A 17,948-nucleotide genomic window follows, 5' to 3' on the forward strand; every position below is an offset into this window, starting at 1 on the left:
AGATGGCAGGTCTCTTTGGTTTCTTGAGCAAGCGTCGAAAGTCGACAGATTCTATAGTTTCGGACATACAGGTTGAGAAGGAAATGGTTCCGAACGGGCTATTGTATTCCATTGTCAGAGAAGAAAAGGCACTACAATTTCCACTTGGTCTAAGAATCTCCGAACTTCGACAGATCAGTAACGCTGAGCTGTTAGAGACTCTGGAAGACATGTGGTTCGAGGGATATTTGGATAAACAAGATAGCAATTATGTATTAAATACAGATAAATTTGACGATGTACCACCAGAACTGCGGGAGAGATTGGGCATTCCTGCATCGAAGAAGCTTGACCTGAAGTTAGGCCACGAGAGCGCAGTGGGAACGGCTCATTTTAAATTCGTGCTGGAAAAGGCTTGTGGTTCGTGGAGTCATTTGGAGCGAACTGCAAAAAGGATTGGGCCATGGCTGGTGTTACCCGATCAGCAGGTATTGCTTATGGATTCGGAGCAATATCAATTTCAACAGCTGATTGATAAGGCTCCTAATCCATTGGATCAGGAACGTATCTTCAGCTATATTGCGGAAGTTCGTCATTGGGCAATACATCATGAATATCCTATGGATGACTATTTGCTGCATCAGGAATATCTGTTTGTTGATAAAGTGGATCTTGGATTGGAATACAATTCGGAAGGTGTTTCGTTTCATCCGGAGTACCACTCATCAGATCCAATTAGCCCCGATTTGTTAAATGAAATGGGTTCTTCCGCTAGTCGTTATGCCGTGGATCGTCAGCGGAGAAAAGTATTTGTGAAGCCCTCAGTTGTAGATCATGCCGATCGTATTCGAGAATTACCAAAGATTCAAGGAGCGGATATCCCGAAATTTGCTGAAAATCCTGAAGCATATGTACCTGAAATGGAAGGTATTGATTTGTCCCTGTTTGGTGAACGGGTAAAGTCACTAGGTATTCGAGTCTATAAAGCCCAGCCATTTGTGCATGCTACTGAACAAGAGCGAGGATGGTTCGAACTGGATTTTGGCTTTTCCGCGCAAGACGAGACTGGGGAAGTACAGCAAACGTGGGAAGCTTCTGACATGTTGGATTTGATCTCAAAGGCCAAGGAGCAAGGCGAGGACTACATAGAATGGAATGGCAGCTGGCTTAAATTGCCGCAAGATGCTGAGGCCTTTGTAGAAACTACGGATACGGCAAAACGAGAAATGTTTAGTGAAGGTAACTTGGTAGATATAACGAAGCTGCCGTATGTGTTGGAGATTTACGAGAACATCAGTCAATTGGAGTTTAATCAGCCGATTCTGCAAGCGCAGCAAGAGATGCAGGATCTGGGAGTGTTCTCAAACCAGCCGCCTGAAGCATTTATTGCTTCCCTGAAACCATTCCAGGCAGATGGATTCGTATGGATGAAATCACTCCATTATCGCAAATTGGGAGGTCTATTGGCTGATGATATGGGGCTTGGGAAAACGATACAAGTGATTTCTTTCCTGTCTTATCTCCAGGAAATCGGAAGACTTACGCCAACATTAGTTGTGGTGCCCAAGACACTCATGGACAACTGGGAGAAGGAAGTGCGCAAATTTGCTCCTTACTTGCTGAAGTCGCTGTACCTTCATAGGGGAACGGAGCGGTTGAAGGATGCGGTGGAACTGAGGCACATTGGCATCACAGTAACAACGTATCATACCTTAGTGAAAGACCAACTGTCGTTTGGACAAGTGAACTGGCAGGTGGTGATCTGTGATGAAGCACAGGCCATCAAAAATCCCTCAACGGCTGCCTCCAAGGTGCTGAAAGCGATGAAGTCCAAATTCCGTCTCGCCATGACAGGAACCCCTGTGGAGAACGGATTGAGTGAGTTGTGGTCTATCATGGATTATGTGCAGCCAGGATTATTAGGCAGTCTCAGTCAGTTCAAGGAAGAATTTGTGAACAAGCTTACTACAGACTCAAGAGACACTGATGTCGAGCAGCAGCTTCTGGCTCGAATTGCGATGGTGTACAAGCGCCGCACGAAATCAGAAGAACTCGGGGATCAATTGCCGACCAAGCAGGCTGTCATTACCAATGTGCCTTTGGGAACGGAACAGGAACGTTTGTATAGCGAAGTAATCACCTTGGTCAAAAATAAAACGATGGACGGTTTGCAGGCTATTCAAAAACTAAAAGCGTTGAGCTCTCATCCGGGATTGATTGCTGACCAATACATGAATATACCGTACCAGCAAGTACCCAAGCTTAGAGAAACGGTGGAACTGATTCGTCAAGTCAAAGCAAAAGGGGAAAAAGTCCTTATCTTCACCGAATATATCAAGATGCAGGACATTTTACGAACAACGGTACGTGACTGCTTTGAGATCACGCCAATGATCATTAACGGCATGACCGATCGCAGACAAGAGCAAGTGGATCGCTTTAACAGTAACGTTGGATTCGATGTGATGATTTTGTCTCCGAAAGCTGCAGGAACAGGACTGACCATTACTTCAGCCAATCATGTGATCCATTACACGCGCTGGTGGAATCCGGCAGTTGAAAATCAGGCTACAGACCGCGTATACCGAATTGGGCAGGACAAGCCTGTAACGGTATATTACCCTATTGTTGCGGACACACAAGGCATGACCAAACAAGGTTCAGTTGAAGAGATCGTGCATCGGATTTTAAGTGAAAAACAGGAGATGGCTTCATCTGTCATCGTATCCAGTAAGAAATTAAGTGTTGAAGATGAAGTGTTGAAGGGGATATAAACTGAGTTATTCTATTTTTATGGGCTTATTTTAACTGCATATTGTAGGTGGAATTTTATTTGGAAAGGATGTATCAGAATATATGATTAATACTCTCAATTTAACGGGGGATTTCTTTACATATTTACAAAAAAAGAATAGTTATTCCTCTGAGTTAATCGAATGTATGGAGCGGACAGTCAAAAATTTACTCGATATAAAAACAACGGTAGACCGGCCAGGGATGCTCCTTGGGAAAATTCAATCAGGAAAAACCAGGACTTTCCTCGGAGTGATGTCACTAGCCTATGATAATGGGTATGATATTGTTATTGTACTGACAAAAGGTACAGAGGCTCTTACACAACAAACTTTGGAAAGGTTAAAGTCGGAGTTTAAGGATTTAAATGATCAAGATTATATGCAAATTTATGACATTATGGTAATGCCAACATTGACAAGATATGAGCGTAATCAGAAGCTTGTCTTTGTAGTGAAAAAGGAAACAAAGAATATGGATAGGTTACATCAAGCGTTCTTTGAAATTTATCCTGATCTTGTAAATAAAAAGATACTCATAATTGACGATGAAGCCGATTTTGCTAGTATTGGTTTTTCTAAAAAGAAAGATGAAGAGCCGGAGATTAAGAAAATAGCAGGGAAAATTAATGAATTCAGAAAATTAGTAAAGGATTGTAGCTTTCTACAAGTAACGGCTACTCCTTATTCGCTATATTTGCAACCTGAGGATATTGTTGTTGACTCGGAGGTTTTTAAACCGATTAAACCTGTTTTTACAGAACTTGTACCTATTCATGACAAATATATTGGTGGAGAATATTACTTTAAAGAAAGTGAAGAAGAGGGCACTATTGCTTATCATCTATTTGAGAAGGTTCCTCAGGAAGAATTATCTGTCTTGAAAAAAGAAGATAGGCGTGTTTTCAAAACTGAAGAATGTTTATACAGTAACAAAATTAAATCGCTTCGAGATGCTATTGTCAATTTTATAATAGGGGGCTGTATACGTCGCATACAAGATAGACAAAACCAAAAAGTTATAAAAAAATTTAGCTTTATAATACACACAGAGCTGGGGAAATCTGCACATGAATGGCAAGAGAGCATTGTAGATTCTATTGTTTCTAAACTAGCAGATGAATCTAAAGAAAGTTCGCCTCTTTTTGATCGACTTGTAAAAGAGGCATATGAAAATTTAAAAGACTCAATTAAACTTTCTAATTTACTAATGCCAGATATTTTGCAAGTTAATACTGAAGCAAAACAAGCTTTAGATGAAGGTCACATTATGATAACCAAAGTGAATTCCGAGAAGGATGTAAGTGAGTTGCTTGATGCATCTGGACAATTAAAGCTGAGAACACCTCTTAATATTTTTATTGGAGGACAAATACTAGATCGTGGAATTACTATAGGAAACTTGATTGGTTTCTATTACGGGAGACGACCAAAGACATTCCAGCAGGATACGGTCTTACAGCATTCACGTATGTATGGGGCAAGACCTATCGAGGACCTAACAGTGACACGGTTCTACACAACAGAAGGTATTTATTCCGTGATGCAACGTATTCATGAATTTGATTCAGCTCTTCGTGAAGCTTTTGAGAAGGGGAGCCATGAAAACGGTGTTGTATTTATACAAAAGGATTTATGGAGTCAAATTGTTCCTTGTTCACCTAATAAAATATTACTATCTAACACTACTACATTAAGACCAAAGGCCCGGCTCTTACCGGTTGGATTTAAGGTCAGAGCTAAAACACATGTTTTAAAACCAGTTGAGGCAATCAACACAATCATTGAGAGATACTGCAAAGATGTAAGTGATTCTCCAGAACCTTTTCTTATGGGGGTGGAGGATGTATTAAAAATAATAGATTATGTTGGACAAACATTTGAAGAGGGACATTCTTGGAATCAAAATGCGTTCATGGCAAGTATTCAATACTTAACTTCTATACCGAAAAATGAAGAGGATAAAGGGAAGGTCTGGATCATATTAAGAAAAGATAGAGATATATCGAGAGAGAAGAAAGATGGGCGATTAGAAAACTCTCCAGATTCTTATCAAGAGAAAGGTCTTGCAAAAGAAATAGCGGTAAATATTCCCGCAATTATACTTCTTAAACAGAATGGTACAGCCGAGGGATGGAGAGGTCATCCTTTTTATTGGCCAGTCCTTGTGGCCCCTCAAAAAATGAAAACAGTTGTATTTGCTAATCATTTGTACACAGATTGAGAAACGTATCACTTTAACTTTAAAAGATGGTCATTACAGTTTAAGATGGTTTGAGATAAAGCGGAACCTAAAATTCTTCATAAGAATCTAGTAATAAAACTAAAGCCTTAAACGTAAAAACTGCCGAGATTTTACCTCGGCAGTTTTTAAAGAGGATTCTTCATAGGTCAGGCATGCTCTTTTTTTATTGAATCAGATCAACGGCCGTTTGTGGTACAAATGCCTCTACGCCGTTATACACAATGACACCCTCCAAAGTTGTCTTTTTGCCGTTCACCAGTGCAATATTTTTGTAGATTTGCAGTTCCAGTTTGGTGTTGCCTTTTGTAACGAGAATCTTCGGATTTTTGGCGTCCGTCAGGTCCAGTTTGTACGTCGCGCCTTTGGCCGTAAATGCTTGTTTGGCAGGTACAAACAATTGTTTGCTCACGCTGTCGAGATCCAGATCCAGTACACATGCCATATATTTGGCGACATCCGTGTTATCAATCACACCGAATGGACGGTCATTGTTCGGAGCATACGTGTACAGCACAACATCTCCACCTGTATGACCACCGGTTGTCCAGCCGATCCCTGCACGTTTGCTAATCATTGGACCGATTGCATAGTTAAGACTGCCCGGCTCGGCCGCTTTAATGGTGGCAATCTCCTCGGAAGTAAGATCGATAATGCCATAATATTGTTTCATCACTGCTTTGATGTTTGTACGCTTGGCATTCAGCTTCGCTTCAACGCCCTCGCCTGTCAGTTTGGCCTTTTTCAAAGGTCCGATAAATGTGGACAACGGCTCTTTGTCATAAGTGCCGGAAGTTGCGTTGTTACCAATGGTGAGTCCACCATTACCATGGTCCGTAACAGCCACAACGGCAGTCTCTCCATCCGCTTTAGCAAAATCCATGGCTACTTTTACGGCATCGTCAAAAGCCAGTACGTCACTGATAATACCAATCGGATCATTGGCGTGAGCTGCCCAGTCCACTTTACTGCCTTCGACCATGAGGAAGAAGCCATCTTTGTCTTTGGACAGTACTTCAATGGCTTTGGATGTCATCTCGGCAAGGCTTGGCTGTTTTGCAGGATCACGGTCCATATTATAAGCCATGCCCGCTGGCGCGAACATACCCCATAGCTTGTTCGAATCGGATGCTTTCATTGCAGCTGGTGTAGTGACGTAATCGTAACCCAGTGCCTTGATAGACGAAACCAGATTCTCGCCGTCTTTACGTCCGGCTGGCTCAAGGTATTTGCTACCTCCACCCAACACAACGTCCATGCCATTGTAGACTTGTTGTTTGCTGAGTGCATCATAGTTTTTACGGTCCGGATAGTGAGAGGAGAAGTCCGCTGGTGTGGCGTGCATAATCTCGGATGTAGCGATAATGCCAGTTGCTTTACCCGCCAGTTTGGATGCTTCCAGCACGGAAGCAACAGGTTTTCTTTCGTCTCCAGGCGCAATCGCCTTTTGCCCTGGCATCGTAGCCTTGTCCGGCAGTACACCAACAAATCCGGTATGAGATTTATAACCTGTTGCAAAAGCAGTTCCGGCAGGAGCTGAGTCGGCAATCGGCGCATCGGCGGAGTGAGTCCGAACCATGCCGCTTGCCATGGAGTCCAGTGTCAGGGACGAGCCCTTATACCAACGAGCCAGAGCGGTAGCATCGTTAGCCATACCGTCAGGAATCAGAATAATCACATTTTTAATCGGTGATGCAGATGTCGTTGAGGTGGTATCTTCCACAGCCCACGCTGCACTGCTTCCTCCGAGTGTAGCCGTAATAATTGTTGTCACCGCGAGCATCATTTTGGCTGCACGGACATTAAACCGGTTTAACATGAATGCATCCTCCTAGAATATATGTATAGTTTGGTATCCCAAACCAAGTGTATACAACAATTGCTAAACTAACGTATGAAATGGATTAACTATATGTAAAATTTACGATTAGTGAAGGATGCTGGAATTCAGGTGTACTGGACAAAATGAGGACCACTCTTGTATGTTAAGGAGAAAATCGGGCTAGGGAATGAACCTCGTCTAATGATCGGCATTGAGGTGGTTTGTAATGAAAGAATGGTCAGAAGCCATTCAGTGGTGGAATAAAAATCAGGTGAAGCTCATGGACATTCGTCATCTGGTCTTGAAGCCGGGACAGGCAATTAAGCCGTATGTTTTGCCAGCCCATGCTTTTTTGCTTATGGTCAGAGGAGAAGCCATTGTTCATTTGGGCAAAGAAAAGCTCAGGTCCACCCAGACGCAGGTTCTGCATGGTGTCAAAGGCACAACTATACATATCCATTGTCTGGATGTCCCCTTTGAATATTATCTGATTTTATTTAAACCCCAGCCAAGCTCCACTGGTACCGACCCGTCGAGAGTAGAAAACGTACAACAAGAGTATGAATTTTCCCCGCAGCAGTATTATTTTGCAGCAACATATCCGCTGTTGCTAATTCCCATAATGGAGAGAATGCATGAATGCTGGGCAAGCAGCGAAGAATTGGACAGGTTGCAGGTTACAGGACTGTTGTATCAGTTTGTATACGAACAGTTTCGTCAATGGAAGCAGGCGAGTGATCAGGTAGCTGATCCTCCAGAATTAGCCGAGCAGATTGCAGCATACATTCAGGAGCACTACGCACATCCCGTGTCCATGGAGGATATGGCGGCCCAATTTCATTACAGCAGTCATTATCTGGCACGGGTATTCAAGCGAAAATTCGGTTGCAGTCCGATGGAATACGTCATCCAAACCCGGATGAACCAAGCCAAAGTATTGTTAACAGAGACAGAGGCTCAGATTCGTGATGTGGCTGAGAGCGTTGGATATAAAGATTTGTACTACTTTAGCCGAATCTTCAAACGAATAATGGGAGAAACTCCCGCTCAATATAAAATGCACAGTCATCTGCTTAAAGGTTCAAATCGTACCAATAAGAAGTCGGAATCGTTCATTGCTGGAGAACTCACACAACGCTATATTGATAATAACGATAATCATTATCAATACAACACTTGGAGCGTGAATAACTTGAATGTTCGTTTTAAGCCTACTTTGGCGGTCAGTTTATTATTTAGTTTATCCCTGCTATTAGCAGCTTGCGGGGGAGGAACTGATCCACAGTCAACAGCAAATGAAGATGCTTCACTGCCTGCAACCAAAATGTATACCGACGCATCGGGGAGAACGGTTGAGATCCCAGCCCAATCAGCCAAACCGGTTGTGATCACATATGGGGGGTATTTGCTGCCACTCGGAATGAAGCCGGCGGGTGCCAACAAGGAAACACTGGATCTGTACCCGGAAGAGATGGCTAATGTGCCGGATATCGGATCAGGAACGGGGAACGTAGAAGTGGTCTCGGATCTAGAGCCAGATCTGATCATCGTACCTGATTATACAAGCACGGAAGTGATCGGCACCTATGAGAAAATTGCGCCTACGATTACGGTAGCCTGGGGCGGTGACCCAGATGTCATCAACACCCTGAGAACGATGGGTGAGATTATGGATAAAAAAGAGGAAGCAGAGCGATGGATTGCTACTTTCGAAAGTAAATTGAATGGGATCCGGGATGAACTGAACATCAATATTGAACCGGGAACAACGGCCATGTCCTTCGTTATCTACAATAAGGAGGTATTACTTGGGGGAGAAGGCGGCACATTGGGCAAGTTGATATACCAGGATTTCGGATTTGTTATGCCTGAACAGTACAAAGCCTATGCAGATGGTGGAACCGTGCTCTCATTGGAGAAGCTGGCGGATAAACCTGCAGACTACTTCTTCACTCAGATGGACGATGAAGAGATGGAGCAGATGATGGAGCTATTCAATGAGCCGGTGTATCAGAGTATTCCTGCGATCAAAAATCATCGGATCATTAATGTTTCTCGCAACTATTGGAATTATGGACCTTATCTGGTCGACAAGGGGCTGGATAGCCTGATTGAGCAAGTGAGCAAGCTACAGGAATAAAAAAACATTTCATTCTACAAATTTGACGCAAATCACGTTATATCAGAGCAGGTTCATAGGTGGATGCGCCTATGGCCTGTTTTGTTATGTCGGCGGTTCTGTATGATTAAAGCTTACAACCGCTGGGCGCAGCGACCGCCATGCTCAATATTTATGGGCTTTTGGCTAGGCAGATACCCGAATCAATGTAGGTTCCGATTCGATATGATATGGAACTTGCAGAGCTTGTTTTTAATGTTACCCATTCAGAGATATATATTGACGATTAAAAAAAGATATTGCGAACGCTTACATTATGTGCTAACATCACCATAACAACAGGATTGTAACCGTGTTTAGGGCAATACCTGTGTCAGTTCATTCGTTGGTTGTTTGTTCATCAAACGATTGATTGCGTTTACATTTTCATATGGAATGAACCTCATTCCTCAGGGTTGTTACTGATTGCAGGCAAAACCTGAATTGAGGGCAGTAGACCACGCTAAAGCGATGTCTGTTTGCCTTCGGTTCAGGTTTTTTTATATAAAAAAATGCCTGATGGCATGACCGCAAGCGCCGTAGCAGATATTTCGAGCAGAAAGGAGCGCAGCAGATTTAATTTTTTCATAAATAGAGATATAGACTCATCCAGACATTGGAATACTGATTCTTAGATACGCAACTCAAATGGACATTCCAATGAACTTATCCCATCACACACTATTCGACAGCGAGGAGATTTATGACATGAAAACCATTAAACGTTCGATTGCTGTAGCAACAATTCTGGGGTTATGTGTATCCGCTCTACCAGCTTATGCAGCAGGCAATACAGGACCTTCTTCTTCAGCAGCGATGGACAAGCTGATCCAATCCGAGCTTATTCGCGGTAGCGGTCAAGGTGTTAATGCAGCTTATCTGAACAAAAAGGCTACACGCATTCAGGCCGCAGTACTTTACTTGCGTTTGTCAGGATTGGAGAAAGAAGCTCTCGCTTATCAGGGATCGGAAACGTACGACGATGCGGCTCAGGCAGGCAAAGTATTGCAACCGGTCGTTGGTTACTTGAAGCAGCATCCATATGTGTCTGAGATCGTAACAGGAACGGAGAAGTTTGAACCTAATGCACCCCTTACAGCGGAAGGTTATGCCGAAATGCTGCTGAAGGTGCTTGGATATGAAGCAGGTACGGATTATGAGCAGGGATCGGCTTCCACCTATGCAGCTGGTAAAGGAATCAAGGCGCTTCAAGGGAAGGGCGCGAGTCAACTTACCAACCGCCTGATGGCAGAGGCAACCGCACAGGCATTGCAGATACAGCTCAAGAATGGCAGTGGAACTTTGGAGCAGAACTGGTTGAAACATAAAGAAGCTGGAGCGTTCCAACCTCAAACGGTGCAACAGACCAAGTATGGCGCGATTGATGGCAAAACCTATGAGCAATATGGCACACTCGGCTGGCTCGGTGTTCCATACGCGGCACCTCCGGTAGGGGAACTGCGCTGGAAAGCCCCGCAAGAACCGGAATCATGGACAGGAACGAGATCGGCTAAGGAATTTGCAGCGAACAGCTTGCAGATCTCTGGTAAAAATACTGTAGGCAGCGAGGATTCGCTGTATCTCAATATCTGGCGTCCCGACACAACCAGTTCGAAACTTCCGGTTATGGTGTTCCTGCACGGCGGCGGGAATATGACCGGATCAGGTAAAGATTTTCAAGGTGAACAGCTTGCACGGAGCACCAACAGCATTATCATTTCAGTGAATTACCGTTTGGGAGCCCTTGGATTTTTCGAGAATGCAGCGCTGAAAACAGGCAATGCCCTGGATGACTCAGGTAACTATGGTCTGCTTGACGCATTCCGTGCATTGGAGTGGGTACAGGATAATATCGAAGGGTTTGGCGGAGATACAGGCAATGTTACATTAGCCGGACAATCTGCTGGTGCACGTGATGTGCTGGCAACTCTGATCTCGCCACTTAGCAAAGGATTGTATCAAAAAGCAGTTGCTTTCAGCGGAGGATTGACGACAGCATCACCGGAAGAAGGCGAGCAAAAATCCGAGGATGTACTTGTGAAGCTACTCGTGCAAGAGGGGAAAGCGGCTAATGCAGAAGAAGCAAAAGCATGGATTGGCAAGCAATCTCAGGCACAGCTGGAGAGCTATCTGCGTGAACTGCCTGCGGACAAGCTGGTCACAGCGTTTGGTGCAACCGCAATCCGTATGGACCCATTCCCGCATCTGTTCCGTGATGGCACAGTGATTCCAAAAGAAGGATTTGACGCCATCAATAATGGCAATTACACGAAAGTCCCTGTATTGCTCGGCAGCCTGGAAACGGAGTTCTCTGGTTTTGCCTTCGGTGATCCAAACTTCTCTCCATCCATCACGGATGAGACTCTGTTTACTGATAAAACCAAGGCGGAACAATATGCTGCTGCGTTGAAATACGGTAGCGAAGCTTATGCAGGCTTTAATGCAGAGCGTGTAGCGGAGCAATTGACCAGTGAAGCAGGTCAGCCACCGGTATATGCGTATCGTTTTGCATGGGGCACACAACCTGGGGTCATCTCTGAGCGTTTGCTCACGTTACTGGGCGCACCACATGGTGCGGATATGGACTTCTATACAGGACACGCAGACGGAATTGCTGCCTATTTCCCTGATGGGTACTTTAGCGATACAAACAAACCAGGACGTGATCAGTTGTCTGCCGCGATGGCAGCATATCTGAAGCAGTTCCTGTACACAGGCAATCCAGGCACGGGTGGATCACCTGATCTAGCGGCATGGACATCTTGGACGAAAGATGCTCAAGCCCCAATCATGCGTCTGGATGCTAGCAATACAACGGCAGAGATTGGCATGTCCACACAATATAATCAAGGCAAAGACGCCGTTATGGCAAAGATGAAAAAAGAATTGCCTGAAGAAACGTATAAACTGTTGACGGAAAAAGTGTTCGCAGGTCGTTTCTTCTGGGAATAAGGATCACCGGATAGGAAGGTATATATAGATAAATTGAAGCCAAGGGAGCATGCTCTCTTGGCTTTTTATACTGTTCGTTATGCTTAATTATGGTATTGTTGTAAATATAAATTAATAGAATGTCGGAAAGGGGAAACGTAAAGTTATGATTAGCTCTATAGGTATTGCAGGTATTATAACGCTATTAATTTTCTTTATTATGATTGGTCTTGTATTATATCTGGTTTTCTATCTTGTGATGAAGAAGTCTGGCGTCAAAGAGGAAGTATCCGCATTAAGGATGGAAGTACGAGTGTTACAAGAGGAAGTCGAGCGGAACAGGCGGGAATTGGAAAATATGAAACGTCGATAACCTTAGCAGCATTATATGTGGTACGTGGAATAGCGCATACAATAGTATGAGAGGACAGGGGCTCTACGCCCCCACCTACTCAATATAACGTGAAACCGCTCATTTCAGCCTTTACATACTAGGTACACTTGATCTATTTCTTGGCAAAAAAACTAAGTGTTCCCGTGCTTTCATCTGCACTCACAAACAGGCTACGTCCGTTAACACGATGAATTCCCTCTGGTGATTCTCCGGCTGTAGGAATTAGACCCAGGTAGTCCGGATTGACCGGATCAGCAAGATCAAAGAACAAAATGGCATCTGCCCGTTCGGAAGCTACCGCGGCATATGTTGTGCCGTCTACAGTAGCAACGGTCAGATTCTCCACTTCACTTCCCTTGTTGGGACTGCGATCATCGGGATACAAGCCGACCATAGCTGTTGCCTCGTCAATGAGGTTCTGGCTATCGTACATCCGCTGGCCTTGCAGATCCCAGACAGCGATATTACGTCCGCCTGCTTTTACACCATCCTCAAATTCATTCTTGCCCAAATCCCCTTCGTTAGCTGTCAGCAGGTATTTACCATCTGCCGAGAAAGCAATTCCATCCGGTTCATAACGAGCGGTCAACGTCTCTTTAAACTGAACGATACCATCATCTTTCAGATCTGCTTGATGTGAAGTAGTACCCAAAGCGAAGATTGAGCTGATTTTTTTTGTCTCCAGATCTACGAGGGCAACGACATTGTTTTCCTGTAACGTGATGGCTGCTGTTTTGTTATCTGGACTAATGGCAACATACTCTGGTTGTGGATCATGCGGATAGATGGCACCTTCTACATTTTCGAGAGATACCGGTAAGTTGGTGATCTCGCCCTCTAATACATTCCCGCCAGCAAAAGATACAACCATAATGCTACCCGGACGTTTGGTGTTGGCATAGTCAATTTCATCGGCAGCTTTATTCAGCTCTTCATCCTCTATGGCGATCACCGCATGCAGACCGTCAGGTGACAGTGCAATCGAGTCAGGACCAATGCCCAGTTCATACGTTTTGACGGTTTTGTAGGTTGTCAGATCCACAATGGCAAGCAACCCTTTGTTTGCTTCACTGTCTGTATCCCCTGTACGAATAACAGCAAGACCGTATTTGCCATCTTTGGACACGGTTACGCTTGTGACTTCAGCTTTGGCGGAGAGGTCCTGGAAGCTGACTGTCTTTAATAGGTTGACGTTTTTCAAGTCAGCAATGTCCAGTACGGAAATGCTGCCATTGTCTGCTTCGGTTACGAGCAGGCGTTGTCCATCTGGCGTAGAGGCTGATATTTCTGCTTTTCCACCAGGCATCTGAAACGTTGCGGTCTGTTCAAAACCGGTTTTATTTTGTTTCAGGATCAGTTGATCCGTAATTAATTTTAGCGTTTGGGAAGATACATACGTTGTACCTTTGGTGATGTAGCTTTTACTGTCCAGAGGAGTTTTCACACCGTTGATGGTGACCGATGACGTTCCTATAGGAAGTTGTACTTTAGTATCTGCGATCTGGATATCAACACTGTGACTGCTTCCGTTCCATGTGACCGTACCCTGCATATTTTGGATGGCTGTGCGCAGTACGACATGATCATTGGTGGTTTTAGTTGCGTCAGCGGCATGAATCATTGATGTGTAGCTGGTTGCTCCTGCGGTAAGAATGGCAGTCATCGACAGAACGGCAAGCCATTGATTTCTCTTTTTCAATGTTCCAGATCCCCTTTATCGTTTCGTGTGTAATGAGTTATACAATTGTTTTAGTATAGGGAGCTAATGTTAAGGTGAGGTAAGAGAAGTCTGCGATTTGTGTAAAAGGTTAGATAAGAGATATTTTTCCAAATTGGATATGTAAGTTAGCATATAAAATGATGTTGCCACATGAAGAAAAAAGCAGACGTGAGCCTTCATATATATAGGACTGGTCGAACGGGAGAAAATACGCTAGAATCATAATTGAGAATCATTATCAATTAATTCAGACTTTCTTTACTGACAAGTCTGATCAAGATATAGGCGAGGTGAATACCCATGCGCACGGATGATGCATTAGGCGTAGTATATCAGCATTACCTGACCCAGGAACCTTACAGTCAGAAAGATGAACACACGTATCTGCTCTCTCCCAAGGCGGGTAGCGGTAAGGTCAAAAGAGTGACAACATACAGTGGCATTGAGATTTTATATTCCCAGGTTGAATATCATCAGCCTTATCCTACGTATTTTGCGTCTGAGACACCCATTGTGGAATTGCAATTTGCCTTGTCAGGAGAGCGACATGTGGATATATCCGGTCAGGATTATTCATTATCGATAGGGCAAGGGGCCCTTATTTTTATGCATGATTTCGAAGCGTGGTTCCATCCTCCGGCAAGGGAGCTGTATACGTCTTTTTCGCTGGGGATTCCGGTTTCTCTGTTTAATTATGCAGCAGCACAATTGGGCGGTTTCAAGTCGATTGCGTTTAATCAGGTGTTGGGACGAAAAGTGTTCAAGCCGATTGTATTTCAATTGGATAACCGGATACGAACGATGATTGATAGTCTGATTGTAGAATTAAACAATAGTTATCGATCATCCTTAATGATGGAAGCGATAGCCTTGGAGATCTTGAATCGATTTATGATCCAATTGTTTGATTTGGCGCCAATCCCCGCGGGATTCTCCAGAGAGGACATCCGGAAGTTACATACGGCACGGGAGATTATGGAGGCCTGTATGGTAGATCCTCCATCTTTGCTAGCATTGTCCAGACAAGTAGGACTTAACGATTTTAAATTAAAAAAAGGATTCAAGGCACTTTTCGGAAGCACGGTGTTCGAATATTTGCGTCAGGTTCGTCTCGACAACGCCATGAAGTTGTTGCGCAATCAGGATAACAACGTCACCGAGGCCGCGATTGCGGTCGGTTACAGCAATGTCAGTGCCTTTTCGCAGCAATTTTATCGCAAATTCGGCGTGAAGCCTTCCGAGATGAAAAAGATTTATTAATAAATCCGTCTTGCCGTGAATTGTTCCGTATAGAGGCAGTGGGGATTCATTCAGCCTTGTATACTCCAGGTACAGTGGGTACTGTACTGAAATATAGAGGAGTGTACAAACATGAATAGAATCAGAGGAAGTATTTTTTTTAGCGTATTTGCAGCCATGTTGGGTCTGATGCTGATTGCACCCATTATGCCACCACTTATTCGCGAGTTGGGCATGAAAGAAAGTCATTCCGGTCTTATTATCTCGCTTGGGTCCATTATGATGGCTGTCATGGCTCCGGTATGGGGCAGATGGAGTGATCTGAAGGGTAGAAAACCCATCATATTGATTGGGTTCATAGGAATGTCTGTGAGCTGTGCATTATTTGCACTGGCATTGTACGGGGGATTAAATGCATGGATCGGAGGAGGGCTACTGTTAACCCTTCTGATTGTGACGCGCAGTCTGATTGGCATGTTTATTCCTGCCGTACTTTCTTCTGCCCAGGCCTATATGGGTGATGTGACAGAAGGGGAGGAGCGGGGAAGCGGGATGGCGATTATCAGTGCTGCGAATGGACTTGGCCTAGTATTTGGACCTGCGATTGCAGGAGCATTTACCCTTATCGGTCTGCTCTGGCCGCTTTATTTCGGCATTTTTATAGCGATAGCTGCATTTATTATTGCCTTGCTGTTAATCCCGTCAGCCAAACCGGTCATTCAGGCAAAACCGCCTAAAGTCAACCCGTTCCAACGTGGTTTACGAATGTACCTTGCTGCCGGCTTGGTCACGATGATGGGTATCATGACACTACAGGTTGTCGGGGGTTTTTATTTTCAGGATCAACTGGCTCTATCCTCAGCGGCGACGGCTCAAATGGTTTCGTTTGGACTCATGTTCTCTGGAGCAGCGATGTTGATCATGCAGGTCATTCAGATGAAATGGTTGAAATGGCAGCCACGCCCAATGATTTTGCTCGGGTCCCTTTTCCTGATCGCAAGTATGATCCTGTTTTTGGTCTTTAATGTGTTATCCATGTATTATTTCTCGTTTTTCCTGTTTGGCATGGGGTCAGGTCTGATGATGCCCGGGTTCATGGCAGGTGCTTCGCTGGCAGTTAGCAAGGAACAGCAGGGAGGGGCAGCGGGATTGGTAGCAGCCATCCAGGGGATATCCGCCGTTATTACCCCTTTACTTACAACGACACTCTATCAGGTGGACAAACATGTTCCATTTATGCTCGTAGCTGTTCTGGTTGTCTTGCTGGCAATCATGATGCTGGGAATGCGGAAGAATGAATCCAATACTGTAACGGACCCCATTCATTCGTTATAGTCAGACAAAGTCAGAAGATCAAATAAGGTCAAAATAAAAGAAAAAAGGATCTATTTTAAAATAGTGAACCATGATGAAAGAAAATCGGTTTTTTTGGTCTTTTACAGACTTTGAGCCTTATTTGCACGGGTATTATAATAATCAATGTAAGGAACACCAATAAACCAACCACATAAAAGGAGCTGATTTTCATGTTTGATCTGATTCCGTTTCGTAAACGAAATGAAGACCCGTTCGGACACATGTTGAAATCCTTCAATGACATGGTTGAGAACTCATTCCTCTCCCCTTTTGGAACTGGCTCCCAGCCATTCCGGACCGACATTCGTGAGGAAGAAGACAAATATTCGGTAGAAGCCGAGCTTCCGGGCATTGCCAAAGAGGATATAGACATTCAGGTTCAAGGTAATGAATTGATTATTCGTGCCAAACGCAATGATGTAGTGGAGCAGAAGGATGACTCCAATCGAATCATACGGCAGGAACGCCGTTCCGGCGAATTTATCCGTCGATTCTATGTTGATCATATTGATGAGGAGCACATTAAGGCCAGATTGGAAGAAGGTGTGCTGAAGCTCGAGATTCCGAAACGTCCTGGTGATGATCAATCTCGCAGACGCATTCAAATTGACTAATATAAAGTGGAAAAAATAGTTTCCTGACACGGCAAAAAGCATGCAGGAGACATCCATAAGGATGTTTTCTGCATGCTTTATTTTTCATATGAATTGGACGATGCATAACTGACTATCCATTGTGTTGGTACCGAGTTATTTCTCTGCTGTTGCTTGCATCAGGGCATATATCTTACGTGTGGTATTCACATTTCTAACCGTCATATAGGCATATACTTTGGATCCCACAAGCTTGTTCATGCCACTTTTGGATGCATCTTCTCTGCTGACTGAGTATAAAATCGCTCCGGGAACATAGATTAGTGTGCCGATTCCCGGTTTGATGGGCAGCTGGTCCAGCACGGAGGGCTCATTGATCTCATCCCAGAGGAACATCACATCACTTTTGGCTGTGTCATCATTAACCCATTCTTCTGGCAGCGCCTGAATAACGGATTGAATTTCATCCATATTCCGCACCATTACCCTGATCTGTAAGCCAAAATCGGCGGCGATGGCCTGTTCTAACACATGGGATATCTCCACATTCGCATTGGCACGTTCCTGATGATCGGCAAAAATAATATTGCCAGAGTTGATATAGGTAACGACATCCAGCATGCCTGCTTGTTCAAATGTTTCTTTCAGCTGCTTCATATTGATTTTATTGTTCCCGCCTACATTAATGCCTCGTAGCAAAGCCACATAGATCATATGGGCGC

At 44.2% G+C, this 17,948-nt stretch carries 11 protein-coding genes; 8 read left to right on the top strand and 3 right to left on the bottom strand.

Going from position 1 to position 17,948, the window contains the following annotated elements; all coding sequences use genetic code 11:
• The first annotated feature begins 23 nt into the window (after window positions 1–23).
• A complete protein-coding gene (locus MKY28_RS03885) occupies window positions 24–2,753 on the top strand; it encodes a DEAD/DEAH box helicase (protein ID WP_179086492.1) in 2,730 nt (909 codons plus the stop codon).
• Window positions 2,754–2,835: 82 nt separating this feature from the next.
• Window positions 2,836–4,995 (top strand): Z1 domain-containing protein, encoded by a 2,160-nt coding sequence (locus MKY28_RS03890; protein WP_340935003.1) that lies wholly within the window; start codon window positions 2,836–2,838, stop codon window positions 4,993–4,995.
• A gap of 184 nt (window positions 4,996–5,179) precedes the next feature.
• Here the strand turns inward: MKY28_RS03890 and MKY28_RS03895 are convergent, their stop codons facing one another.
• Window positions 5,180–6,832 (bottom strand): alkaline phosphatase, encoded by a 1,653-nt coding sequence (locus MKY28_RS03895; protein WP_340935005.1) that lies wholly within the window; start codon window positions 6,830–6,832, stop codon window positions 5,180–5,182.
• Between the two features lie 229 nt (window positions 6,833–7,061).
• Here MKY28_RS03895 and MKY28_RS03900 point away from each other — a divergent pair, with 229 nt between their 5' ends.
• From MKY28_RS03900 to MKY28_RS03910, 3 genes are all read left to right on the top strand, one after another.
• A complete protein-coding gene (locus MKY28_RS03900; RefSeq protein WP_340935008.1) occupies window positions 7,062–8,975 on the top strand; it encodes an AraC family transcriptional regulator in 1,914 nt (637 codons plus the stop codon).
• 726 nt (window positions 8,976–9,701) lie between these two features.
• Window positions 9,702–11,945: a carboxylesterase/lipase family protein gene (locus MKY28_RS03905; protein ID WP_101315005.1), complete on the top strand. Its 2,244-nt coding sequence runs from the start codon at window positions 9,702–9,704 to the stop codon at window positions 11,943–11,945.
• Between the two features lie 145 nt (window positions 11,946–12,090).
• Window positions 12,091–12,297 carry a hypothetical protein gene (locus MKY28_RS03910; RefSeq protein WP_340906305.1) on the top strand — a complete coding sequence of 69 codons (207 nt, stop codon included), beginning with the start codon at window positions 12,091–12,093 and terminating at the stop codon, window positions 12,295–12,297.
• Between the two features lie 133 nt (window positions 12,298–12,430).
• Here the strand turns inward: MKY28_RS03910 and MKY28_RS03915 are convergent, their stop codons facing one another.
• Window positions 12,431–14,017: a choice-of-anchor I domain-containing protein gene (locus MKY28_RS03915; protein WP_340935011.1), complete on the bottom strand. Its 1,587-nt coding sequence runs from the start codon at window positions 14,015–14,017 to the stop codon at window positions 12,431–12,433.
• Between the two features lie 321 nt (window positions 14,018–14,338).
• Here MKY28_RS03915 and MKY28_RS03920 point away from each other — a divergent pair, with 321 nt between their 5' ends.
• The 3 genes from MKY28_RS03920 (at window position 14,339) to MKY28_RS03930 (ending at window position 17,247) form a co-directional block, all read left to right on the top strand.
• Window positions 14,339–15,298 (top strand): helix-turn-helix transcriptional regulator, encoded by a 960-nt coding sequence (locus tag MKY28_RS03920; protein ID WP_340935014.1) that lies wholly within the window; start codon window positions 14,339–14,341, stop codon window positions 15,296–15,298.
• 111 nt (window positions 15,299–15,409) lie between these two features.
• Complete coding sequence (locus MKY28_RS03925; protein WP_340935016.1) at window positions 15,410–16,612, top strand: MFS transporter; 1,203 nt, start codon at window positions 15,410–15,412, stop codon at window positions 16,610–16,612.
• 191 nt (window positions 16,613–16,803) lie between these two features.
• Window positions 16,804–17,247: an Hsp20/alpha crystallin family protein gene (locus tag MKY28_RS03930; RefSeq protein ID WP_036668649.1), complete on the top strand. Its 444-nt coding sequence runs from the start codon at window positions 16,804–16,806 to the stop codon at window positions 17,245–17,247.
• Between the two features lie 135 nt (window positions 17,248–17,382).
• Here MKY28_RS03930 and MKY28_RS03935 read toward each other — a convergent pair whose 3' ends face one another.
• Window positions 17,383–17,940 (bottom strand): DUF1697 domain-containing protein, encoded by a 558-nt coding sequence (locus tag MKY28_RS03935; RefSeq protein WP_340935018.1) that lies wholly within the window; start codon window positions 17,938–17,940, stop codon window positions 17,383–17,385.
• Window positions 17,941–17,948 lie beyond the last annotated feature (8 nt).

It is taken from the genome of Paenibacillus sp. FSL R5-0473, assembly GCF_038004565.1.
Lineage (GTDB): Bacteria > Bacillota > Bacilli > Paenibacillales > Paenibacillaceae > Paenibacillus > Paenibacillus amylolyticus.